This window comes from Acinetobacter sp. FY683 (genome assembly GCF_059515885.1).
The window spans coordinates 122,173-139,889 of sequence record NZ_JCAKNA010000001.1 but is presented as its reverse complement, the minus strand read 5'-3'; the positions used below and the strand labels follow the sequence as shown (position 1 = coordinate 139,889).

The window sequence follows — 17,717 nt, the reverse complement described above, 5'->3', positions numbered from 1 at the left end:
CAATAGGGGCTATTTTTATATAGAACTGCTATAAATAATTCCATTATATTTTCAGAAGGTATTGCCGTGATTCATCATATTCCCAATGTCTTAACAAAAGAACAAGTTCAATATTTCCGCTCAGAAATGGATAAAGTCAATTGGGTTGATGGTAAAGTTTCGACAGGATCACTTTCTGCAAATGTAAAACAAAATCAACAATTACCAGAAGATCATCCTTTAACACATCATTTGGGCGATATCATTTTAGATGTGCTCTCAAAGCACCCTCTTTTTGTATCAGCAGCCTTACCACTCAATATTTTGCCACCTTATTTCAATCGCTATGAAAATGGTGAAACTTTTGGCTTTCATGTTGATAATTCAATTCGTTGGATTAAAGGCACACAGCAAAAAATACGTACAGATTTGTCTTGCACTATTTTCTTGAGTGAACCTGAAGAATATGAAGGTGGCGAGCTTGTTGTTGAAGATACTTATGGCTATCACGAAGTTAAACTGCCTGCGGGAGATTTAATTTTGTATCCATCTACTAGTGTTCATGAAGTTACACCTGTCACATCAGGATGTCGTGTAGGTTCTTTCTTTTGGCTACAAAGTATGATTCGTGATGATGCCGATCGACACATGTTATTTAATTTAGATCAAACCATTCAAAACTTAAGAATGCAATTGGGCGATGCCCATGAGGAAGTGGTTAAACTCACGAGTTTGTACCATAACCTCATGCGTAAATGGGCTGAAATTTAATTCACTATAACCGTCCCTGCTCCAAGGATTCCTCATGAAAAATAAAACTATTTTAGAACCGCTAACTCAAATTCCAGCGTATCTTCAAACCATTCATGATTATGAAATTGAAGCAGAGAAACACCTTTCAGAAATGGTATGGAGCTACTTACAAGGTGGCTCAATGGAAGAACATAGTGCTCAAGAAAATCTGACACTATTTAAAGATATTCAGCTTTTACCACGTGTATTAAAAGATCTTACACATGGCAACACAGAATGTGAAATTTTAGGTCAGCACTACCCTCACCCTATTTTTTTAGCACCTATTGGACATCAGCAACAGTTTCATCCTGAGGCAGAAGCCGCATCTGCTTTAGCCGCTGAAGTGATGGGCAGCAACATCATATTAAGCACCTTTACTAATACAGATATGCGTAGCCTTAAACAAGAAAATCCATACAAATGGTTCCAATTGTATTGGCAAGGTGATCGTGAAAAATCTTTAGCTTTGGTCAAAATGGCAGAAGCCCATCACTATAAAGCCATTGTGATTACAGTAGATTCTCCACATACAGGTATTAGAGATCGAGAACGTAAAGCTTTTTTCCATTTACCTGATGACATGCAACATCCACATACACCTACACATATTCCTCTACCTGAGTTAAACAAAGGTGAACACCCTGTTTTTAATGGGCTTATGCGTATAGCACCCACATGGGAAGATATTGCCTACATTGTCAAAAATACTGAGTTGCCCATCCTTTTAAAAGGAGTAACACATCCACAAGATGCTTTATTGGCTATTCAATATGGCGTTAAAGGTTTAATTATTTCCAACCACGGTGGACGTGTTTTAGATACGTGTATTTCACCACTTTTAGCCTTGCAAATGATTAAAAAAGTCGTACCTAGTAATTTCCCACTTCTTTATGATGGTGGTATTCGACGAGGTTCTGATATTTTTAAAGCGATTGCATTAGGTGCTTCTGCTGTATGTATTGGTCGTCCACAAATTTATGGATTGGCAAGTGCTGGAGCTTTAGGTGTTGCTCATGTCCTTAAAATTCTAAAAGAAGAATTTGAAATTACTATGGCACTTATGGGAACAGCTACCGTATCAGATATTAATAGTGAATATATTTTTCAATATTAATTAAATTATGAAAATTTTTGTCATATATTTTTCATTTAATGCAAAATACGGAATTTTTTCTCGGAATCAATCTATTAAAATTAAGTTATAGATTTACAAGATACATGGTAAAGCTAAGCGCTAAAAATACAAAAATATTTTTTACGACTTTCGCCTAACTCCATCATTATCACACTTGTAAATTGTTAAAATAGACACAATCTATATTCATAGTACCTCGCGTTATCCACGACAATTATTAAGGTGCTATAAAGGAGTTTTCACATGATGTTGGCAGATCCAAGCAAAAAATACCGTCGTATGTATCAACGTGTTGACTTACCAGACCGTCAATGGCCGAATAATGAAATCAATAAAGCGCCTATCTGGATGAGTACCGACCTGCGTGACGGTAACCAAGCGATCTTTGAGCCAATGAACATTGAACAAAAATTCAAAATGTTCCAAATGCTTGTGAAAATTGGTTTTAAGCACATTGAAATTGGCTTTCCTTCGGCATCTCAAATTGATTTTGACTTCACACGTAAATTAATTGAAGAAGGTCATATTCCAGATGATGTTTATATCGAAGTTTTAGTACAAGCACGTGATCACTTAATCCAACGTACTTTTGAATCTTTACAAGGTGCAAAACGTGCAATTGTGCATATATACAACTCAAACTCTCCAACATTCCGTACTAAGGTGTTGAATGTAGATGTTGCTGGTGCAAAAAGTTTAGCAATCAATGCCGCAACAAAAGTAAAAGAATATGCAGCGAAACAACCTGAAACTGAATTTATTTTCCAATATAGCCCTGAATGTTTTACAGCAACAGAATTAGAAGTTGCTAAAAATGTTTGTGATGCTGTGACTGAAATTTGGGAAGCATCCCCAACCAACAAAGTAATTTTGAACTTGCCTGCAACTGTTGAAGTTTCAGGACCACACGTTTATGCAGACCAAATCGAATGGATGCATCGTAACTTAGCACGTCGTGATGGTGTTATTATTTCTGTTCATTGTCACAACGACCGTGGCTGTGGTATTGCTGCTTCTGAACTTGCAATTATGGCAGGTGCAGACCGTGTCGAAGGCTGTGTCTTTGGTAATGGTGAACGTACAGGTAACGTAGACGTAGCAGCAATTGCTTTGAATATGTATACCCAAGGTGTTGCACCAGAATTAGATTTTTCAAACATTAATGAAATTATTGCAACCGTTGAAGAATGCACAGGCTTACCTGTACATCCTCGCCATCCGTATGCCGGCGACTTGGTGTTTACAGCATTCTCAGGTTCTCACCAAGATGCCATTAAGAAAGGTTTTGAATTCCAAAAGAACGAAGAAATTTGGGACATGCCTTACTTACCAATCGATCCTAAAGATTTAGGGCGCGATTACGATGCTGTGATTCGTGTGAACTCTCAATCAGGTAAAGGTGGTATTGCTTACTTGTTAGAATCAAATTACAACGTGGTATTACCTCGTCGTATTCAAATTGAATTCTCACAAATTGTTCAGCAAAAAACAGATGAAGATGGTACTGAAATTTCAGCACAAGCAATTTGGACATTGTTCAAAGACACTTATGTTGCAGCTAAAGATACTCACTATTCAACTAAAAACTACAAATTGTCAGATGAAAATGGCAACCAAGTGATTGAACTAGACATTGAAGTTAATGGTCAAGTACAGCACTTACGTGGTGAAGGTAATGGTCCAATTTCTGCAATTTTAGATGCATTACAACTTCCAATTGACGTATTAAGTTATGAAGAACGCAGCATTAGTTCAGGTGCACATGCAAAAGCATTGGCATTAATTGAACTTCAAGTAAAAGGCAGCGGTAAATCTGCATTTGGTGCGGGCGTACATGACAACATTGTTACCTCATCAATTGATGCAATTATTGCATGTACCAATCGATTAATTGATCAAGGTGTTCTTAGCACAGATCAAGTGATTGCTGCTGCAGTTTAAGCGATAAAACTGTTTTAAAAAGGATACCCCAAGTGGTATCCTTTTCTTTATTGATCCCAAAGATTTAAGGCGAATTATTCCTGTGTCTTTTCCAGCCGACTCAGTGGGTTTAGTTACCCCGCAAAAGTTCATTTTCGAAGAGCCTTTAGCGCTCGAATGCGATCGAATTCTTCCACGTTTTGAACTAATGGTTGAAACTTACGGCGAACTTAATGCCGATAAGTCCAATGCTATTCTTATTTGTCATGCGCTTTCTGGTCATCATCATGCTGCTGGCTATCATCATGAAGATGACAAAAAACCAGGTTGGTGGGATTCTTGCATTGGTCCAGGTAAAGCAATTGATACATCAAAATTCTTTGTTGTTGCCTTAAACAATATTGGCGGATGTAGTGGCTCTACAGGCCCAACATCACCAAATCCTGAAAATGAAAATCGTCCTTATGGTCCAGACTTTCCACTAGTCACCGTTCGTGATTGGGTAAAAACTCAAGCACTATTATCAGATCGTTTAGGTATTGATGTTTGGTATGCTGTCATTGGTGGCTCTTTAGGCGGTATGCAAGCTTTACAATGGTCTGTGGATTATCCTGACCGTTTACAAAAATGCGTTATTATTGCAAGCGCACCAAAGCTATCTGCACAGAATATTGCCTTTAACGAAGTTGCACGCCAATCTATTTTGTCTGACCCAGATTTTCACAATGGTCGCTATTTAGAAAACGATAGTTATCCAAAACGCGGACTGATTTTGGCACGTATGGTTGGTCATATTACGTATCTGTCTGAAGAGGCAATGAAACAAAAATTTGGTCGTGACTTAAAGTCTGGCAAATTCATGTATGGTTTCGATGTCGAATTCCAAGTTGAAAGCTATTTACGCTATCAAGGTGAACAATTTAGTCGTAATTTTGATGCCAACACTTATTTAATTATGACCAAAGCTTTGGATTATTTTGACCCTGCACGTGAATATGAACTTTCACTCAAAAAAGCAATGGCAAATACTAAATGTAAATTCTTAGTGGTTTCATTTACCACAGATTGGCGTTTTACCCCTGCTCGTTCACAAGAAATTGTAGATGCATTAATTAGCAATTTTAAACCTGTTAGTTATTTAGATATTGATGCAGAACAAGGTCATGACTCTTTCTTATTTCCTATTCCATTGTATGTAAAATCTTTACGTGCATTCTTAGGTGGTGAAGAACACCTCCAATCGACCAAGGAGGCTGTGTAATGCGTATTGATCATCAACTTGCAGAAAAATGGATTAAGCCCGATTCTAGCGTACTCGATTTAGGTTGTGGCGATGGTGAACTTCTTGCTCATATGAGTAAAAAGCACAATATCCGTGCATACGGACTAGAAATTGATCAAGAAAAGATTGCAATTGCTGTCAGTAGAGGGTTAAATATTGTTCAGCAGGACTTAAATTTAGGTTTAAGTCGTTTTGCCGACCAGTCTTTTGACTATGTTGTTATGGCACAAGCTTTGCAAGCTGTAGATGCACCAGACGTATTATTACGAGATATGGTGCGCGTGGGGAAACAAGCCATTATCACATTCCCTAATTTTGCACATTGGAAGACCCGCTCTTTCCTTGCGCTGAAAGGAATGATGCCTGTTTCAGATGCTTTACCCTATATGTGGTATAACACACCCAATATTCATTTATGTACTTTCCGTGACTTTGAAGCACTTTGTGCAGAAAACAATATACGGATTATTAATCGACTTTCGGTCAATGAAAACCAAGAAGATAGCTTGTTAAGCAAGCGTTTTCCTAATTTGTTTGGTGAAGTCGCTATTTATCGAGTGAGCGCTCTATGAAAAAACTATTATTAAGCACGACGCTTCTTGTTGGACTTTATAGCATACAAGCCCATGCAGATTATGTTGCTCCAAAGCCAACTATTTCAAGTCAAGCAGCTCAATATTCAGTTATGGATATGAATAATTTAATTAAAGCTGCAAAATCAGGACAACCTGGGGCACAATTTTACCTTGCAACCAAATATCAGCAAGGTAAAGATGTAAAACAAAATGATGCTCAAGCATTCGCTTGGTACAAAGCAGCTGCAGACCAAGGTCTATCGCCTGCTCAACTGAATGTAGGTCGCATGCTTGCAGATGGTATTGGCGTACGTAAAGATGAATCTTTAGCGCGTAAATACTTTGAAAAAGCGGCAAGCCATGGTGACAATCGTGCAAGTTTCAACCTTGCAATGATGGAAGAGCAAAAGAAAAATTACGTAGGTGCATACCAGTGGTATGAGTTGTCTACTCGTGATGGCATGCTCGACAACAAAGTAATTACGCTTTCTGAAGGTAAGAAAACTGCTTTAGCAGCAAACTTAACTCAAGATCAAATCCGTCAAGCACGTGATCGTGCGGATCAATGGATTCAAGCGCAATAAGCATATACTGCATGTAAAAAGCACCGTAAGGTGCTTTTTTATTACCATGAACTCCTTTCAAATTTGTTAAAATCCCCTTTTCATTTTCAATTTAAGAGCGAAATTATATGTCTTCTCAAGATTGGCTATCTCAAGGAACACTCGTACTTGCGAGTAATAACAAAGGAAAAATCGCTGAATTTGAAAAATTATTTGCTGAACTTCAACTTCCTGTAACAGTTGTTCCTCAAGGTCAATTGAATATTGAAGATGCAATCGAAGATGGTTTAAGCTTCATTGAAAATGCCATTATAAAAGCCCGTCATGCATCTAAAATTTCAGGAAAACCTGCTATTGCAGATGATTCAGGTATTTGCATTCCAATATTGGGAGGCGCACCTGGTATTTATTCTGCTCGTTATGCAGGTGATCATGGTAATGATGCTGCGAACAATGAAAAACTTTTAGCAGACCTCAAACCATTCCGTAAAAATGGTGAAATCATCGAAGGAATGTTTGTATGCGTATTAGCACTTGTTCAACATGCAGATGATCCATTACCACAAATTTTCCAAGGTATTTGGAAAGGCGAAGTTTTAGAACACGCACGCGGTGAAAATGGCTTTGGCTATGACCCTTTATTTTGGTTGCCTGAATTAGATATTTCGAGTGCTGAAATGAGCAAAGAAGAAAAGAATAAAATTAGCCATCGTGGTCAAGCAATGAAATTATTTAAGCAAAGCATTGCTCTGTAATTTTTAGATTCTTAGATAGTTTAAAGCCTCCCAAATGGAGGCTTTTTATTTCATAATTTTTTAAATGAAATGTAAAATTAAGCCATAACAAGAAACCAGCACACAGCTCATAATTGTTCCTGCAGCAATATAACGTGTCGATTCACCAGTTCCTAAATAATAAGTTTCCAAAGCGACAATATTCACGGCTGGCGGCAATAAGAAAATCAGGAACATCACCCCTATTACCGTTTCCATATTTGGAATTGGCAAGAAGTAATAACTCAGCCCACATACAACCAAGCCAATCACTATTCGCATTGCATACAATTTTGTACTACGTAGTAAATCGGCTATACCCACACGTGTATGTCTCAGCCAAACGCCCAATACACACATGCCTGTAAAAGTCATTCCTACTTTTGCAATCCAATATAATCCATCTAATATTTGATGATTTTCTAAATCCTGAATACCAATAATACGACAAATGGCAGCTATAAATAACGCAATAACTGGAGGAGATAACGCAACTTTTTTAATTAATTTTCTATAGTCCTGAGTATTGGAATCAAAAGCTAAAACAGCCCAAATATTGCCAAATATAGACCACCAATATACATAGCAACCATTGCTGCACTAATTGACGGACCAAATAAAGCTAAGGCAAATGGGAAACCTAACCATGCTAAATTTAAATAACTGACACATAATGCTCGAAGTTGATCTTTCAACAAATAGCGAAAGAAATAGAATATAAAAATTGCAGTACAAAAACTAAACAACATCAGGCTTAAACTTCCCGCCTGATAAAAAACCATATTATAAATAATTACATAGGGAATAAATGCACGTGATAAAACACTTGCGAATATTGTTTTAAGTTGTTGAGAAATAGAAAAAGAAGCGAGTCCTAAACCACACACAAAACCAAAAAGTGGTAGCAACAAAGCCACATGTTATTCCTCATATTTGAATAACATCATGCTATCACTTTTACCCAGAAACACTGTAAATAAAGATAAATTTTCCATCTTTATTTGTTCATTGGAATAGTGAAATGAACAACATTTCTCTGTACGTTATCTTGTTGTTTTTCTTGCCAATACCAAACATTACTGTTCAATCTTAAAAAATTTGAACATCTCGTTCCATAATTTGGACTCTGAATAAAAGTTGAAGATAATAATTTCTCTAATTCGATTGGAATACCTGTGTCGGGCAATAAATTCTCACCAATCTTACGTTCATCTTCAAGAATATCCCAAACAGCAAAATTTAAATCGGTTACTAAAGTTTCAGATTGTTGTAATAAGGGTAAAAGCTCCTGAGTAAATCGTTTTCTTAAGTGCCGTGTTTTTTCCCAATGCTCCGTCATCAAACCATTAGAAAGGACATATACTCCCTTTGGTAAAACTTGAGGTGCTTCACCACGGTTACTCATATAAACGGCTTGTTCGACATTACCCACTATTAAATTAAAACCAGCATAATCACATTGATTTTTCTCAAGTTGTTGTGAAAATCGAATAGGTGTCAAATCTGATTCTAAAAAACTTTGAATAATATGCCCACGCGAAGTCGGATACGTATTTTTATCTCTTGCATCTCGATAATTTGTAAGTACAGCCCATCTACCCGATGCTGTAACTCCCATCCATGTTCCACCCGACTGTAAATCTTGCCCTGCAATAATGGGGCTATTTTCCCATACAAATAATTTTTCAGATGAACGGTTATAAAACTCATCTCTATTCGAAATTAAACACATAGGCGTATTTTCAAGAACATGCCAAGCAAGAGCAACAATACACATTTTTCATACTCAAATTCTTTACACATTGAATGTACAACATTTTTCATATTATTCAGCTAAAATCTAAGCAAAGCATAATGACAAGGAGCAGCAATGCTGACCTATCCAAATATCGATCCCATTGCAGTAGCATTGGGACCGCTACAAGTTCATTGGTATGGACTGATGTATTTATTGGCATTTTTATTTGCCTGGGGGCTTGCTACATACCGCTCAAAACAACGTGGATGGACACCAGATATGGTGTCAGATCTCATATTTTATGGAGCACTAGGTGTTGTTATTGGTGGTCGTGTTGGTTATGTCTTTTTCTACGGATTTGACCAATTCCTAGCAAACCCGCTTTGGTTGTTCCAAGTATGGACGGGTGGAATGAGTTTCCATGGTGGCTTCCTCGGCGTTATGATTGCCATGCTATTTTGGTGTAAAAAATACAGCATGACATGGTTCCAAACCCTAGACTTTATTGCACCTTGCGTACCAACTGGTTTAATGTTTGGTCGCTTTGGTAACTTTATTGGTGGCGAACTATATGGTCGTGCAGTAACAGATCCAAACTTCGCTTTAGGCATGATTTTCCCGACAGACCCTCTACAAATTATTCGTCATCCATCTCAGTTATATCAAGCATTCTGTGAAGGTTTATTGCTATTTATTGTGTTGTGGTGGTTTAGCTTTAAACCTCGTCCACGTTATGCCGTTTCTGCTGTATTTTTAATTGGATATGGACTAGCACGTTTTGTAGTTGAGTTCTTCCGAGAACCTGATAATGGTCAACTATTTATTGGTTGGATGAGCAAAGGACAGTTCCTGACTGTACCTATGATTCTTATTGGATTATGGATGCTTTGGTATGCTTACCAGAAAAAAATATACGACTGGGGTCCATTAAAAAATTCATAAAATATGCGAGGCAATTGCCTCGCTTTTTTTATTCCCGTTTATGATAAAGTGATCTCAATCCAATAAAACTCTCCAATCAACATGCTCGAATTTTGGTTTAATCCTCAAATTTCTGTACTCAAAAAATTAGCGTTATTCATTACCATTGCTGTCGCAACAATTGTTCTTTATCGCATACAGCCTTTGAGTTTAGATTCCATTATGATGTTCTTAGGTACAGGTATTATTTTTCTAATTTGTCGTTATTGTAAAATCCATTTTGCAAGCAAAAAACCAACAGGCTTGCTTTATCGCATTCTTACATGGATTCCAATTGCACTCGTTCTAGGATTAGTATTTGTGAATATTAAAAATGGAGATATTCTCATTCCAGGTGCTCAAGGGATCTGCTTTATGGTTCTAGCTATTTGTATTTTCTCCCCCCTTTCTCTGTTGAATCAGAAAGAATCTTCTTAATGCTTAAGTTTTGGTATTCCGAAAAATGTACGCGTGAAATTAAACTGATGGTATGTATTATCACATGTATCATCATTTATTTTTGTTCTACCATTGCCCCACTCAAGCCTTTAGAGATTGGGCTCTGTTTAGTTGTAGGTATTTTATTTCATATCATTTATCAGGCAAAAAACAAGCTCAGTCCAAGCAATAAATATGCTCATGGCTTTCAAATTCTTTTCTTTGTCTTACCTATTCTTTTAATTAATTTTCTAATTATATCACCCCCCAAAATAGATAAAATTTGGCTGATAATACAAAGCCTAGGTTTTATTTGCCTAGGCTTGTTTATTGTTTCTATTCATGCAAATCGTGCGAAACGTTTCAAATAAAAATTACTTAGGTAATCGATAGTACTCATACGTTACTTTTTTATCTTTATAGACATCATAAGTACGCTGTTTAAAATCAGAAACCCAGTCTGAACCTGAATAGCCCGCAATATGACCATATGAGTGTTGTGATGTTGCTTTGATAATATAAATATCGCCTTTTTGAGGACGATCAAACTGAGGCATAATTTTTGTAAAACCTAATTTTTGCAGCGTGTTTCCCCAATCTGATGCTGCTATAGGATGTTTTTCAATTTTAGCTCCTGAATCTTGTAAGGCTACGCGAATACTTCTTGCACATTTTTGTGTGCTGGTCGTTCGCGTAATATTAGCCAATAACTGACCAAATTTACTAATATCAAGTTGAGTAAAATTACGTGGTTTTTCTGCAGCTTTTTTAGCAGCTTGAGATTTTTTTAAATATGCTTCGTAATCTGTATTTCTATTCGTATAAGCACTATCAGCGCCTAAGTTGTATTGTACAGCAGGAGCATCCATATCCTGTTGATTAATATAACTTACATCCCCAACCATAACGTCCTCTAAGCCCCTAAATTTAAACAAATTTATATTTAAACCAATGAAATATAATACTATTTCAAAATCCTTGGGCTCAAATACTAACGTGTATTGTGGCTTTTTTTAAGAAAATAAATGTAACTTTATACCATTTACTCAAAAAATGACTAATCGCAAGAAAAATAGAAAAATAATACATATAAAATTCATGTGATTATGCTTTTCACAGTAATCAGGTTCATTTCAATTTTATTAAAACTAAGGTTGTAACAATTTATTTAAGTCTTTTTAAGAGAAATCTAATTCTTCAATCATCTTAATTAAAATAACCTTATTTACAACACAAATAAGAATGATTATTATTTATATAAATTAATGAACACCTATTGGAGTATTATCATGGTTCATATTCAAAAATTTGTAGACCGTAATCAGCGAACGCTAAAGAAAACTTTAAGCTACTATTTCATGCACATTACAGTAGCAATGTTAGTTGGCTATTTCGTAACTGGTAGTATTTGGATGGCGCTTACTTTAAGTTTACTAGAACCTACCGTACAAGCTGTTGCATTCTTTTTCCACGAAAAAATTTGGGATAAAAAGTCACAGAAAAACGTTACAACCTAATTTAAATTTTCGTTAATACTCCAATAAAAAAAGATCACAATTTCTGTGATCTTTTTTTATTCCCTTTAAAATAATTTCCAATTCGCTTTTAATATAAATTTATTTTATAATTTAAGGATAATTTAATAACTTGAATTTCTTATGAATCTTGCAGCATTTGAAGCCTTTGTTAAGGTTATGGAAACTGGCTCTATCTCCCTAGCTGCCGACCATTTATTTATTACTCAACCCGCTGTAACAAAGCGTATTCATAGCTTAGAAGACTATTTTGGCGTGAAACTATTTGAATCTGCTGGTCGTGGTGTTCAAGCCACTCATGCAGCACATTCACTATTACCTAAAGTAAAAAATTGGCTGAATGAATTAGGTGATATTCACCATACGCTCAGTCATGAACAAGATCAGGTACAAGGTAAACTTAAAATTGGAACAAGCCATCATTTAGGCTTACACCACCTCCCTCATCATTTAAAAGAATATGTTCAACAATTTCCAAATGTAAAACTAGATGTGCATTTTGTTGATTCAGAACAAGCACATGAACAAGTATTAGCAGGTGATTTAGAATTGGCTTTCTTAACACTGCCACCTGAAGGTGATGACCGTCTTAACTATGTCACTATTTGGAATGATCCTTTAGTTTTTGTTGCTGCACCATTTCATCCATTAGCAAATAAACAAAACTTACAACTCGAAGATTTAATTCAATACCCAAGTTTATTACCTGCAGCTCAAACTTATACAAGCCAAATCACTTTAGCTGAGTTTGAAAAACAAGGGCTAAAACCTAAAATTACCATGAGTAATAACCCACTTGAATCAATTCGTATGTTGGCTTCTATTGGTTTAGGCTGGTCTGTTTTACCAAAAACACTCGTCAATAATGATTTAAAACAGCTCAATATTAAACTTGAGATGAATCGTCAACTTGGTATGGTTTGGCACCCTGGTCGAACTCAATCAAAAGCAGTAAAAGAACTCATTGAAATGATGAAATAATAAAAGCCACCGATAAGGTGGCTTTTTAAAATCTACTTAAAAGTTACATACTGATGTAAATTAAAATCACTATAAGAATGAGTAAACTCCATGCTGCAATTGAGTTTGTTCCACCTTTTTCAGCTAAGACTTCATTAAAATCAGCTGGATGATTTTCCGTAATGGTCTTAATTCGTCTTTCTACAAAGTATTTATAAAGACCATTGCCACCCAATCCCATTGTAATAGATAAGCCAATTGAAATAGCACGATCAATAGATTCTGGCATTTCAAAAATGCTAATCACCATACCTGATGCAAAAACAAAAGCGATGTATATGGCTCCATATACATACATTTTTCGATAAAAGAGCCAAATAGGTCCTAAAAAAAATGCAGCTATATGAAAACCTGCCATTTGCTTTTTAGGTGTTATTTGGTCAAATTTTTCTTTGTAATATCCAGCATATTTTTCCCCAACAAATCGTGCTTTTTTATCATCATCATTCAACTCATTATTCGATAATGGTAATGACGGTGGCAAATGACTATCCTCTTCAAATGACATATTTTTTCCTTTTTATTCAGTCAAGTATAAAAAACCAACGTTACTTAGATATTTCTTAATTTTTTAATCCAAATAAAAAGTTATTGAGATTTGATAAGCGAGTCTTCATGTAAAGATTCATTTAATTGATCAACAACTAATGCCCATGAACCATCCGATTTGATTTTTTCTGCTAAAAACTGACGCTGACTTTCACTCCAATAATCAGCTTCAGTAATTTTTGTTTGAGCATTTAGTTGATGTGTCACAATAAATAATGCGATTGCTTCTTCGCTTGAGTCTAAGCCAAGTTGTTCAAACAAATTTGTCATTCTTGGTTGCACGGTCATGGTCTTTTTCCTCTCAAATTATTTTCATTCTTAAAATAAACATAACATTTTCATTTAAAAATTAAATCATATTTTTGTGCCAAATTTTCTACACAAAAAAAAGAGCAGTACATTTGTACTGCTCTTATTCAATCTAACACGCTTAGATTGACCAATCTTGAATATCCCACCCCTGCTCAATGGCAAGCGCCTCTAAACGATCATCTGGATTAACTGCAATCGAATGATCTGCATATTCAAGTAAAAAACGGTCATTAATAGAGTCTGAATAAGCCCAAGACTCACCAACCTCACGCCCTTCTAACCATTGATCTAAACGGGCTAATTTACCTTTTTGATAGCATGGAATATTGGTTACTTTTCCTGTGTATTTTCCACTTACTACTTCGGCATTTGTCGCAATAATTTCAGTAATACCAAATTCACGAAAAATAGGTGCTGTAATAAAATCTGAAGTTGCGGTAATACCTACAAGTTGGTGACCTGCATCTTTATGACGCTGAATCGCTTTATAACCTTCAGGACGCATTTGTGGACGAATTACTTTTTGCATAAACAACTGATGTAATTCAGTTAAATATTCATTGTCGTGCTGAATTAAAAACTCAAATACAAATTCATTATACGCAATAGGATCGAGTTGCCCTGCTTTATAATCTTCATAGAATTTATTATTCATTTCACGATGACGAATAGGGTCAACCAAGCCCTCATTGACCAAAAACTCACCCCAAGAATGGTCTGAATCTGTATTAAGTAAGGTGTGATCTAGATCAAATAGCGCCAATTTCATGAAAATACTCGTAAAAACTGAAATTTAAGAAAAAAATTGTAAATCTATCTCCGCTAGTCGATAGAAATTCGTTAAGATCATAGCAATTTTAACATTTTTAAACTTTGCTTTTTTTGAGTTGGATGAAAGAAATAACAATCCCCAATGGCAAAGGTATAAATTAAACATTATTTAGGTAGCCAAATGATCGACTCCGAAGGTTTCCGACCCAATGTCGGGATCATTTTGGCAAATGAGTTTGGACAGGTTTTATGGGCAAAACGCATTGGACACAATGCTTGGCAATTTCCACAAGGAGGAATCCAACTTGGAGAGTCTCCCGAACAGGCACTTTATCGTGAGCTGAGAGAAGAAGTTGGCTTACTGCCCGAACATGTCGAAATTTTAGCGCAAACTTCAGATTGGTTGCGTTATCGTTTGCCAAATCGATTTATTCGTACAGACTCTGACCCTGTATGTATTGGTCAAAAACAAAAGTGGTTTTTACTGAAACTCACTGCTTCGGCACAGAATATTCAGTTAAATTTATCGGATCCACCCGAATTTGATCAATGGCAATGGGTAAGCTATTGGTATCCATTGGGTCAGGTTGTTAATTTTAAGCGCGATGTTTATCGTAAGGCCATGGTGGAGTTGTGCACACAGCTCCCCTTACAAAAACCTTAAAAAAATCGCATATTTATGCAGATTTTTCAGCCAAGTATTGTTATAAATAGACTGAAACTAGAATTCTGAATGGAGCAGGCTCAATGTCGAATATGCAACTGGATACATTAAGACGTATAGTTCAAGAGATCAATGCGTCAACCAGCTTGCATGAATCTTTAGACATTATGGTCAACCAAGTGGCTGAAGCCATGCATGTTGATGTCTGCTCTATTTATTTACTCGATGAACGTAATCAACGCTACTTACTTATGGCTTCTAAGGGTTTAAACCCTGAAGCTGTTGGTCATGTTTCATTGCAAACAAGTGAAGGTCTTATTGGCTTAGTTGGACAACGTGAAGAAATTGTCAATCTAGACAATGCTCCAAAACACGAGCGCTTCCTTTATCTTCCCGAAACAGGCGAAGAAATTTACAACTCATTCCTTGGCGTACCTGTCATGTATCGCCGTAAAGTAATGGGGGTATTGGTTGTTCAAAATAGAGAAACTCAAGACTTTAGTGAAGCAGCTGAATCATTCCTTGTTACCTTATGTGCACAACTTTCAGGTGTAATTGCGCATACACATGCGGTTAGCACCATTGATATTTTCCGCAAACCAAGTAATTTACCTGCTTATAAGACATTCCAAGGTGTTTCAGGCTCTGGTGGTATTGCACTCGGTCGAGCTGTGGTTTTATATCCACCTGCAGACTTAGGTGCGGTTCCTGACCGTGAAGCTGAAGATATTAGTGAAGAACTTGAATTGCTCGATCAGGCATTAGAATCTGTTCGTAATGAAATTCAATCGCTTGATGACAAAATGCAAGATGCCTTAATGGCAGAAGAACGTGCATTATTCAGCGTATTCTTACGTATGTTAGATGAAAATGCCCTGCCTGCTGAAATTAAAGAAATTATTCGAGATGGTAATTGGGCACAAGGCGCTGTACGTATTGTCATTGAAAACCATATTGCGCTGTTTGCTCAAATGGAAGATGACTATTTACGTGAACGCGTTTCCGACCTTAAAGATTTAGGTCGACGTATTCTTGCTTGCTTGCAAGAAGCAGATTCGAGCCATCGTGAACTGACCGATGAAAGCATTCTCATTGGCGAAGAAATTTCAACAGCTGCATTGGTTGAGCTTCCTGTCGATAAAATTGCAGCCATTGTGACCACTGAAGGCGCAATGAATTCACACATGGTCATTGTTGCACGTGCGCTAGGTATTCCAACCGTTGTGGGTGTAACCGAATTACCAATTAACACGCTTGATGATGTTGAAATGATTGTGGATGCTCATCAAGGACGTGTCTTTACCAATCCACCAAGACGTTTACGAACTCGCTATAAAGACATTCAAAAAGAAGAAGAGTTAATAGCAAAAGATTTAAAACAATATGAAACCAAGGATGCTATTACACCTGATGGCGTAGCAGTTAAGCTATTTGTAAATACTGGCTTAATGATTGATGTTGTACGTGGTGTACAGCGTGGTGCGAAAGGTGTTGGTCTATATCGCTCTGAAATTCCATTCATGCTTCGTGACCGCTTCCCTGGGGAAGAAGAACAACGAGCAATCTATCGTCAACAATTGAGCCACTTTGCGAATAAACCTGTCGTTATGCGTACCTTAGATATTGGTGCAGATAAAGACTTGCCTTATTTTTCGATTGAAGAAGAAAACTCAGCATTAGGATGGCGTGGAATTCGCTTCACACTAGATCATCCTGAAATTTTTTCTTCGCAAATTCGCGCTATGCTTAAAGCAAGCATTGGGCTCAATAATTTACATATTTTGCTTCCAATGATCACCAGTGTAAGTGAAGTCGAAGAAGCTTTGTATTTATTAAACCGAGACTGGATTGCTGTTCAAGAAGAAGAACAGGTTAAAATTAACAAACCTAAAATTGGTATTATGGTTGAAGTGCCAAGTGTACTTTTACAAATTGAAGAGTTTGCAGAACTTGTAGATTTCTTCTCTGTAGGCTCAAACGATTTAACACAATATTTATTAGCTGTTGACCGTAATAATCCACGTGTTGCAAATGTCTACTCCAATTATCACCCTGCTGTTTTACGCGCTTTAACTCGCTTAGTTAAAGAATGCCATAAATATGAAAAACCCGTGAGCTTATGCGGTGAAATGGCTGGTGATCCTTTATCTGCGACATTACTCATGGCAATGGGCTTTAATACGCTTTCTATGAGTTCAAGTAATATTTTACGTGTGCGTAAAGCCATTTGTCATATTCCAATGACGGATGCTCAAGAGCTATTAGCACGTGCTTTGAAAATGGATAATCCGCTTATTGTAAAAAGTATGATGGAATATTATTTTAAAACGCATGGTTTGGAAGATATGGTTAAACCTTCTACACGTATTGTGAGCGCTTAATTTTAAATTATTGTAAAACTATAAAAAATAAAAGGGAGATAATCATTTGAGTATCTCCCTTTTTTGTGTTTTGAATAACCACGTTTTGCATCTTTTTTCCGATCTACAAAAGTTTGGCTTTTGTTGAAATCATTCATGTGTTTTGCCACAAAGTTTCGCAGTTCAACTTCAGGCTGTAGCTTTTTCTTTGCCATTTGAATACCTTTTAAGTAAAACATCCTCATGATGTTGTCTATATATTGCGCCATTTTATGAAAATTTCAAGTTGAATATAAAACTGTGAGTTATAGAAAATAAAAAACCGCCCCTTAGGGCGGTTTTTATAAC

20 protein-coding genes and 1 pseudogene are annotated in these 17,717 nt (G+C 36.4%); 14 read left to right on the top strand and 7 right to left on the bottom strand.

Features of this window, described 5'->3' with window-relative positions; genetic code table 11:
* Positions 1-66: 66 nt before the first annotated feature.
* The 7 genes from AC5YDH_RS00675 to rdgB all read left to right on the top strand — a co-directional run bounded on the left by AC5YDH_RS00675 (position 67) and on the right by rdgB (position 7,004).
* Positions 67-750: a Fe2+-dependent dioxygenase gene (locus AC5YDH_RS00675; protein WP_496116319.1), complete on the top strand. Its 684-nt coding sequence runs from the start codon at positions 67-69 to the stop codon at positions 748-750.
* A 34-nt stretch (positions 751-784) separates the two neighbouring features.
* Positions 785-1,888, top strand: coding sequence for an alpha-hydroxy acid oxidase (locus AC5YDH_RS00670; RefSeq protein ID WP_496116318.1), 1,104 nt, complete (start codon positions 785-787; stop codon positions 1,886-1,888).
* A 264-nt stretch (positions 1,889-2,152) separates the two neighbouring features.
* Entirely contained in the window at positions 2,153-3,850 is a 1,698-nt protein-coding gene (leuA, locus tag AC5YDH_RS00665; protein ID WP_496116317.1) for a 2-isopropylmalate synthase, read from the top strand.
* An 82-nt stretch (positions 3,851-3,932) separates the two neighbouring features.
* Complete coding sequence (gene metX / locus AC5YDH_RS00660; RefSeq protein WP_496116316.1) at positions 3,933-5,090, top strand: homoserine O-succinyltransferase MetX; 1,158 nt, start codon at positions 3,933-3,935, stop codon at positions 5,088-5,090.
* The gene (metW, locus tag AC5YDH_RS00655) at positions 5,090-5,683 is read left to right on the top strand and encodes a methionine biosynthesis protein MetW (protein WP_496116315.1); all 594 of its coding nucleotides are present in this window, start codon (positions 5,090-5,092) and stop codon (positions 5,681-5,683) included. Before metX ends, metW begins: the two co-directional genes overlap by 1 nt.
* Positions 5,680-6,270 (top strand): tetratricopeptide repeat protein, encoded by a 591-nt coding sequence (locus tag AC5YDH_RS00650; RefSeq protein WP_496116314.1) that lies wholly within the window; start codon positions 5,680-5,682, stop codon positions 6,268-6,270. Before metW ends, AC5YDH_RS00650 begins: the two co-directional genes overlap by 4 nt.
* A 107-nt stretch (positions 6,271-6,377) precedes the next feature.
* Positions 6,378-7,004, top strand: coding sequence for an RdgB/HAM1 family non-canonical purine NTP pyrophosphatase (rdgB, locus tag AC5YDH_RS00645; protein WP_496116313.1), 627 nt, complete (start codon positions 6,378-6,380; stop codon positions 7,002-7,004).
* A 60-nt stretch (positions 7,005-7,064) separates the two neighbouring features.
* Here the strand turns inward: rdgB and AC5YDH_RS00640 are convergent.
* Positions 7,065-7,939: pseudogene (locus AC5YDH_RS00640) on the bottom strand (AEC family transporter).
* Positions 7,940-8,019: 80 nt separating this feature from the next.
* Positions 8,020-8,799: an NRDE family protein gene (locus tag AC5YDH_RS00635; RefSeq protein ID WP_496116312.1), complete on the bottom strand. Its 780-nt coding sequence runs from the start codon at positions 8,797-8,799 to the stop codon at positions 8,020-8,022.
* Between the two features lie 93 nt (positions 8,800-8,892).
* Between AC5YDH_RS00635 and lgt the strand changes: the two genes are divergently transcribed.
* The 3 genes from lgt to AC5YDH_RS00620 all read left to right on the top strand — a co-directional run bounded on the left by lgt (position 8,893) and on the right by AC5YDH_RS00620 (position 10,529).
* Positions 8,893-9,702, top strand: a complete 810-nt coding sequence (gene lgt, locus AC5YDH_RS00630) for a prolipoprotein diacylglyceryl transferase (RefSeq protein WP_496116311.1) — start codon at positions 8,893-8,895, stop codon at positions 9,700-9,702.
* An 81-nt stretch (positions 9,703-9,783) separates the two neighbouring features.
* Positions 9,784-10,158 carry a hypothetical protein gene (locus AC5YDH_RS00625; RefSeq protein WP_496116310.1) on the top strand — a complete coding sequence of 125 codons (375 nt, stop codon included), beginning with the start codon at positions 9,784-9,786 and terminating at the stop codon, positions 10,156-10,158.
* Positions 10,158-10,529 (top strand): hypothetical protein, encoded by a 372-nt coding sequence (locus tag AC5YDH_RS00620; protein ID WP_496116309.1) that lies wholly within the window; start codon positions 10,158-10,160, stop codon positions 10,527-10,529. Before AC5YDH_RS00625 ends, AC5YDH_RS00620 begins: the two co-directional genes overlap by 1 nt.
* A 3-nt stretch (positions 10,530-10,532) precedes the next feature.
* On the opposite strand, the gene AC5YDH_RS00615 is transcribed toward AC5YDH_RS00620, so the two are convergent.
* Positions 10,533-11,063, bottom strand: coding sequence for a CHAP domain-containing protein (locus tag AC5YDH_RS00615; RefSeq protein WP_496116308.1), 531 nt, complete (start codon positions 11,061-11,063; stop codon positions 10,533-10,535).
* Positions 11,064-11,441: 378 nt separating this feature from the next.
* Here AC5YDH_RS00615 and AC5YDH_RS00610 point away from each other — a divergent pair, with 378 nt between their 5' ends.
* Together AC5YDH_RS00610 and AC5YDH_RS00605 are read left to right on the top strand one after the other, a co-directional pair.
* Positions 11,442-11,675: a DUF2061 domain-containing protein gene (locus tag AC5YDH_RS00610; protein WP_496116400.1), complete on the top strand. Its 234-nt coding sequence runs from the start codon at positions 11,442-11,444 to the stop codon at positions 11,673-11,675.
* A 141-nt stretch (positions 11,676-11,816) separates the two neighbouring features.
* Entirely contained in the window at positions 11,817-12,674 is an 858-nt protein-coding gene (locus AC5YDH_RS00605; protein ID WP_496116307.1) for a LysR family transcriptional regulator, read from the top strand.
* Between the two features lie 43 nt (positions 12,675-12,717).
* Here AC5YDH_RS00605 and AC5YDH_RS00600 read toward each other — a convergent pair whose 3' ends face one another.
* The 3 genes from AC5YDH_RS00600 to AC5YDH_RS00590 all read right to left on the bottom strand — a co-directional run bounded on the left by AC5YDH_RS00600 (position 12,718) and on the right by AC5YDH_RS00590 (position 14,343).
* Positions 12,718-13,221 carry a DUF2628 domain-containing protein gene (locus AC5YDH_RS00600; protein ID WP_496116305.1) on the bottom strand — a complete coding sequence of 168 codons (504 nt, stop codon included), beginning with the start codon at positions 13,219-13,221 and terminating at the stop codon, positions 12,718-12,720.
* Between the two features lie 80 nt (positions 13,222-13,301).
* Positions 13,302-13,550: a DUF2789 family protein gene (locus AC5YDH_RS00595; protein ID WP_496116304.1), complete on the bottom strand. Its 249-nt coding sequence runs from the start codon at positions 13,548-13,550 to the stop codon at positions 13,302-13,304.
* A 142-nt stretch (positions 13,551-13,692) separates the two neighbouring features.
* Positions 13,693-14,343 carry an HAD family hydrolase gene (locus AC5YDH_RS00590; protein ID WP_496116303.1) on the bottom strand — a complete coding sequence of 217 codons (651 nt, stop codon included), beginning with the start codon at positions 14,341-14,343 and terminating at the stop codon, positions 13,693-13,695.
* Between the two features lie 183 nt (positions 14,344-14,526).
* Between AC5YDH_RS00590 and AC5YDH_RS00585 the strand changes: the two genes are divergently transcribed.
* Both AC5YDH_RS00585 and ptsP read left to right on the top strand, forming a co-directional pair.
* A complete protein-coding gene (locus tag AC5YDH_RS00585; protein WP_496116302.1) occupies positions 14,527-15,009 on the top strand; it encodes an RNA pyrophosphohydrolase in 483 nt (160 codons plus the stop codon).
* Positions 15,010-15,092: 83 nt separating this feature from the next.
* The gene (gene ptsP / locus AC5YDH_RS00580; protein WP_496116300.1) at positions 15,093-17,390 is read left to right on the top strand and encodes a phosphoenolpyruvate--protein phosphotransferase; all 2,298 of its coding nucleotides are present in this window, start codon (positions 15,093-15,095) and stop codon (positions 17,388-17,390) included.
* Positions 17,391-17,392: 2 nt separating this feature from the next.
* On the opposite strand, the gene AC5YDH_RS00575 is transcribed toward ptsP, so the two are convergent.
* On the bottom strand, positions 17,393-17,584 hold the full coding sequence (locus AC5YDH_RS00575) for a DUF7230 family protein (RefSeq protein ID WP_496116298.1): 192 nt from the start codon (positions 17,582-17,584) through the stop codon (positions 17,393-17,395).
* Between the last annotated feature and the right edge of the window lie 133 nt (positions 17,585-17,717).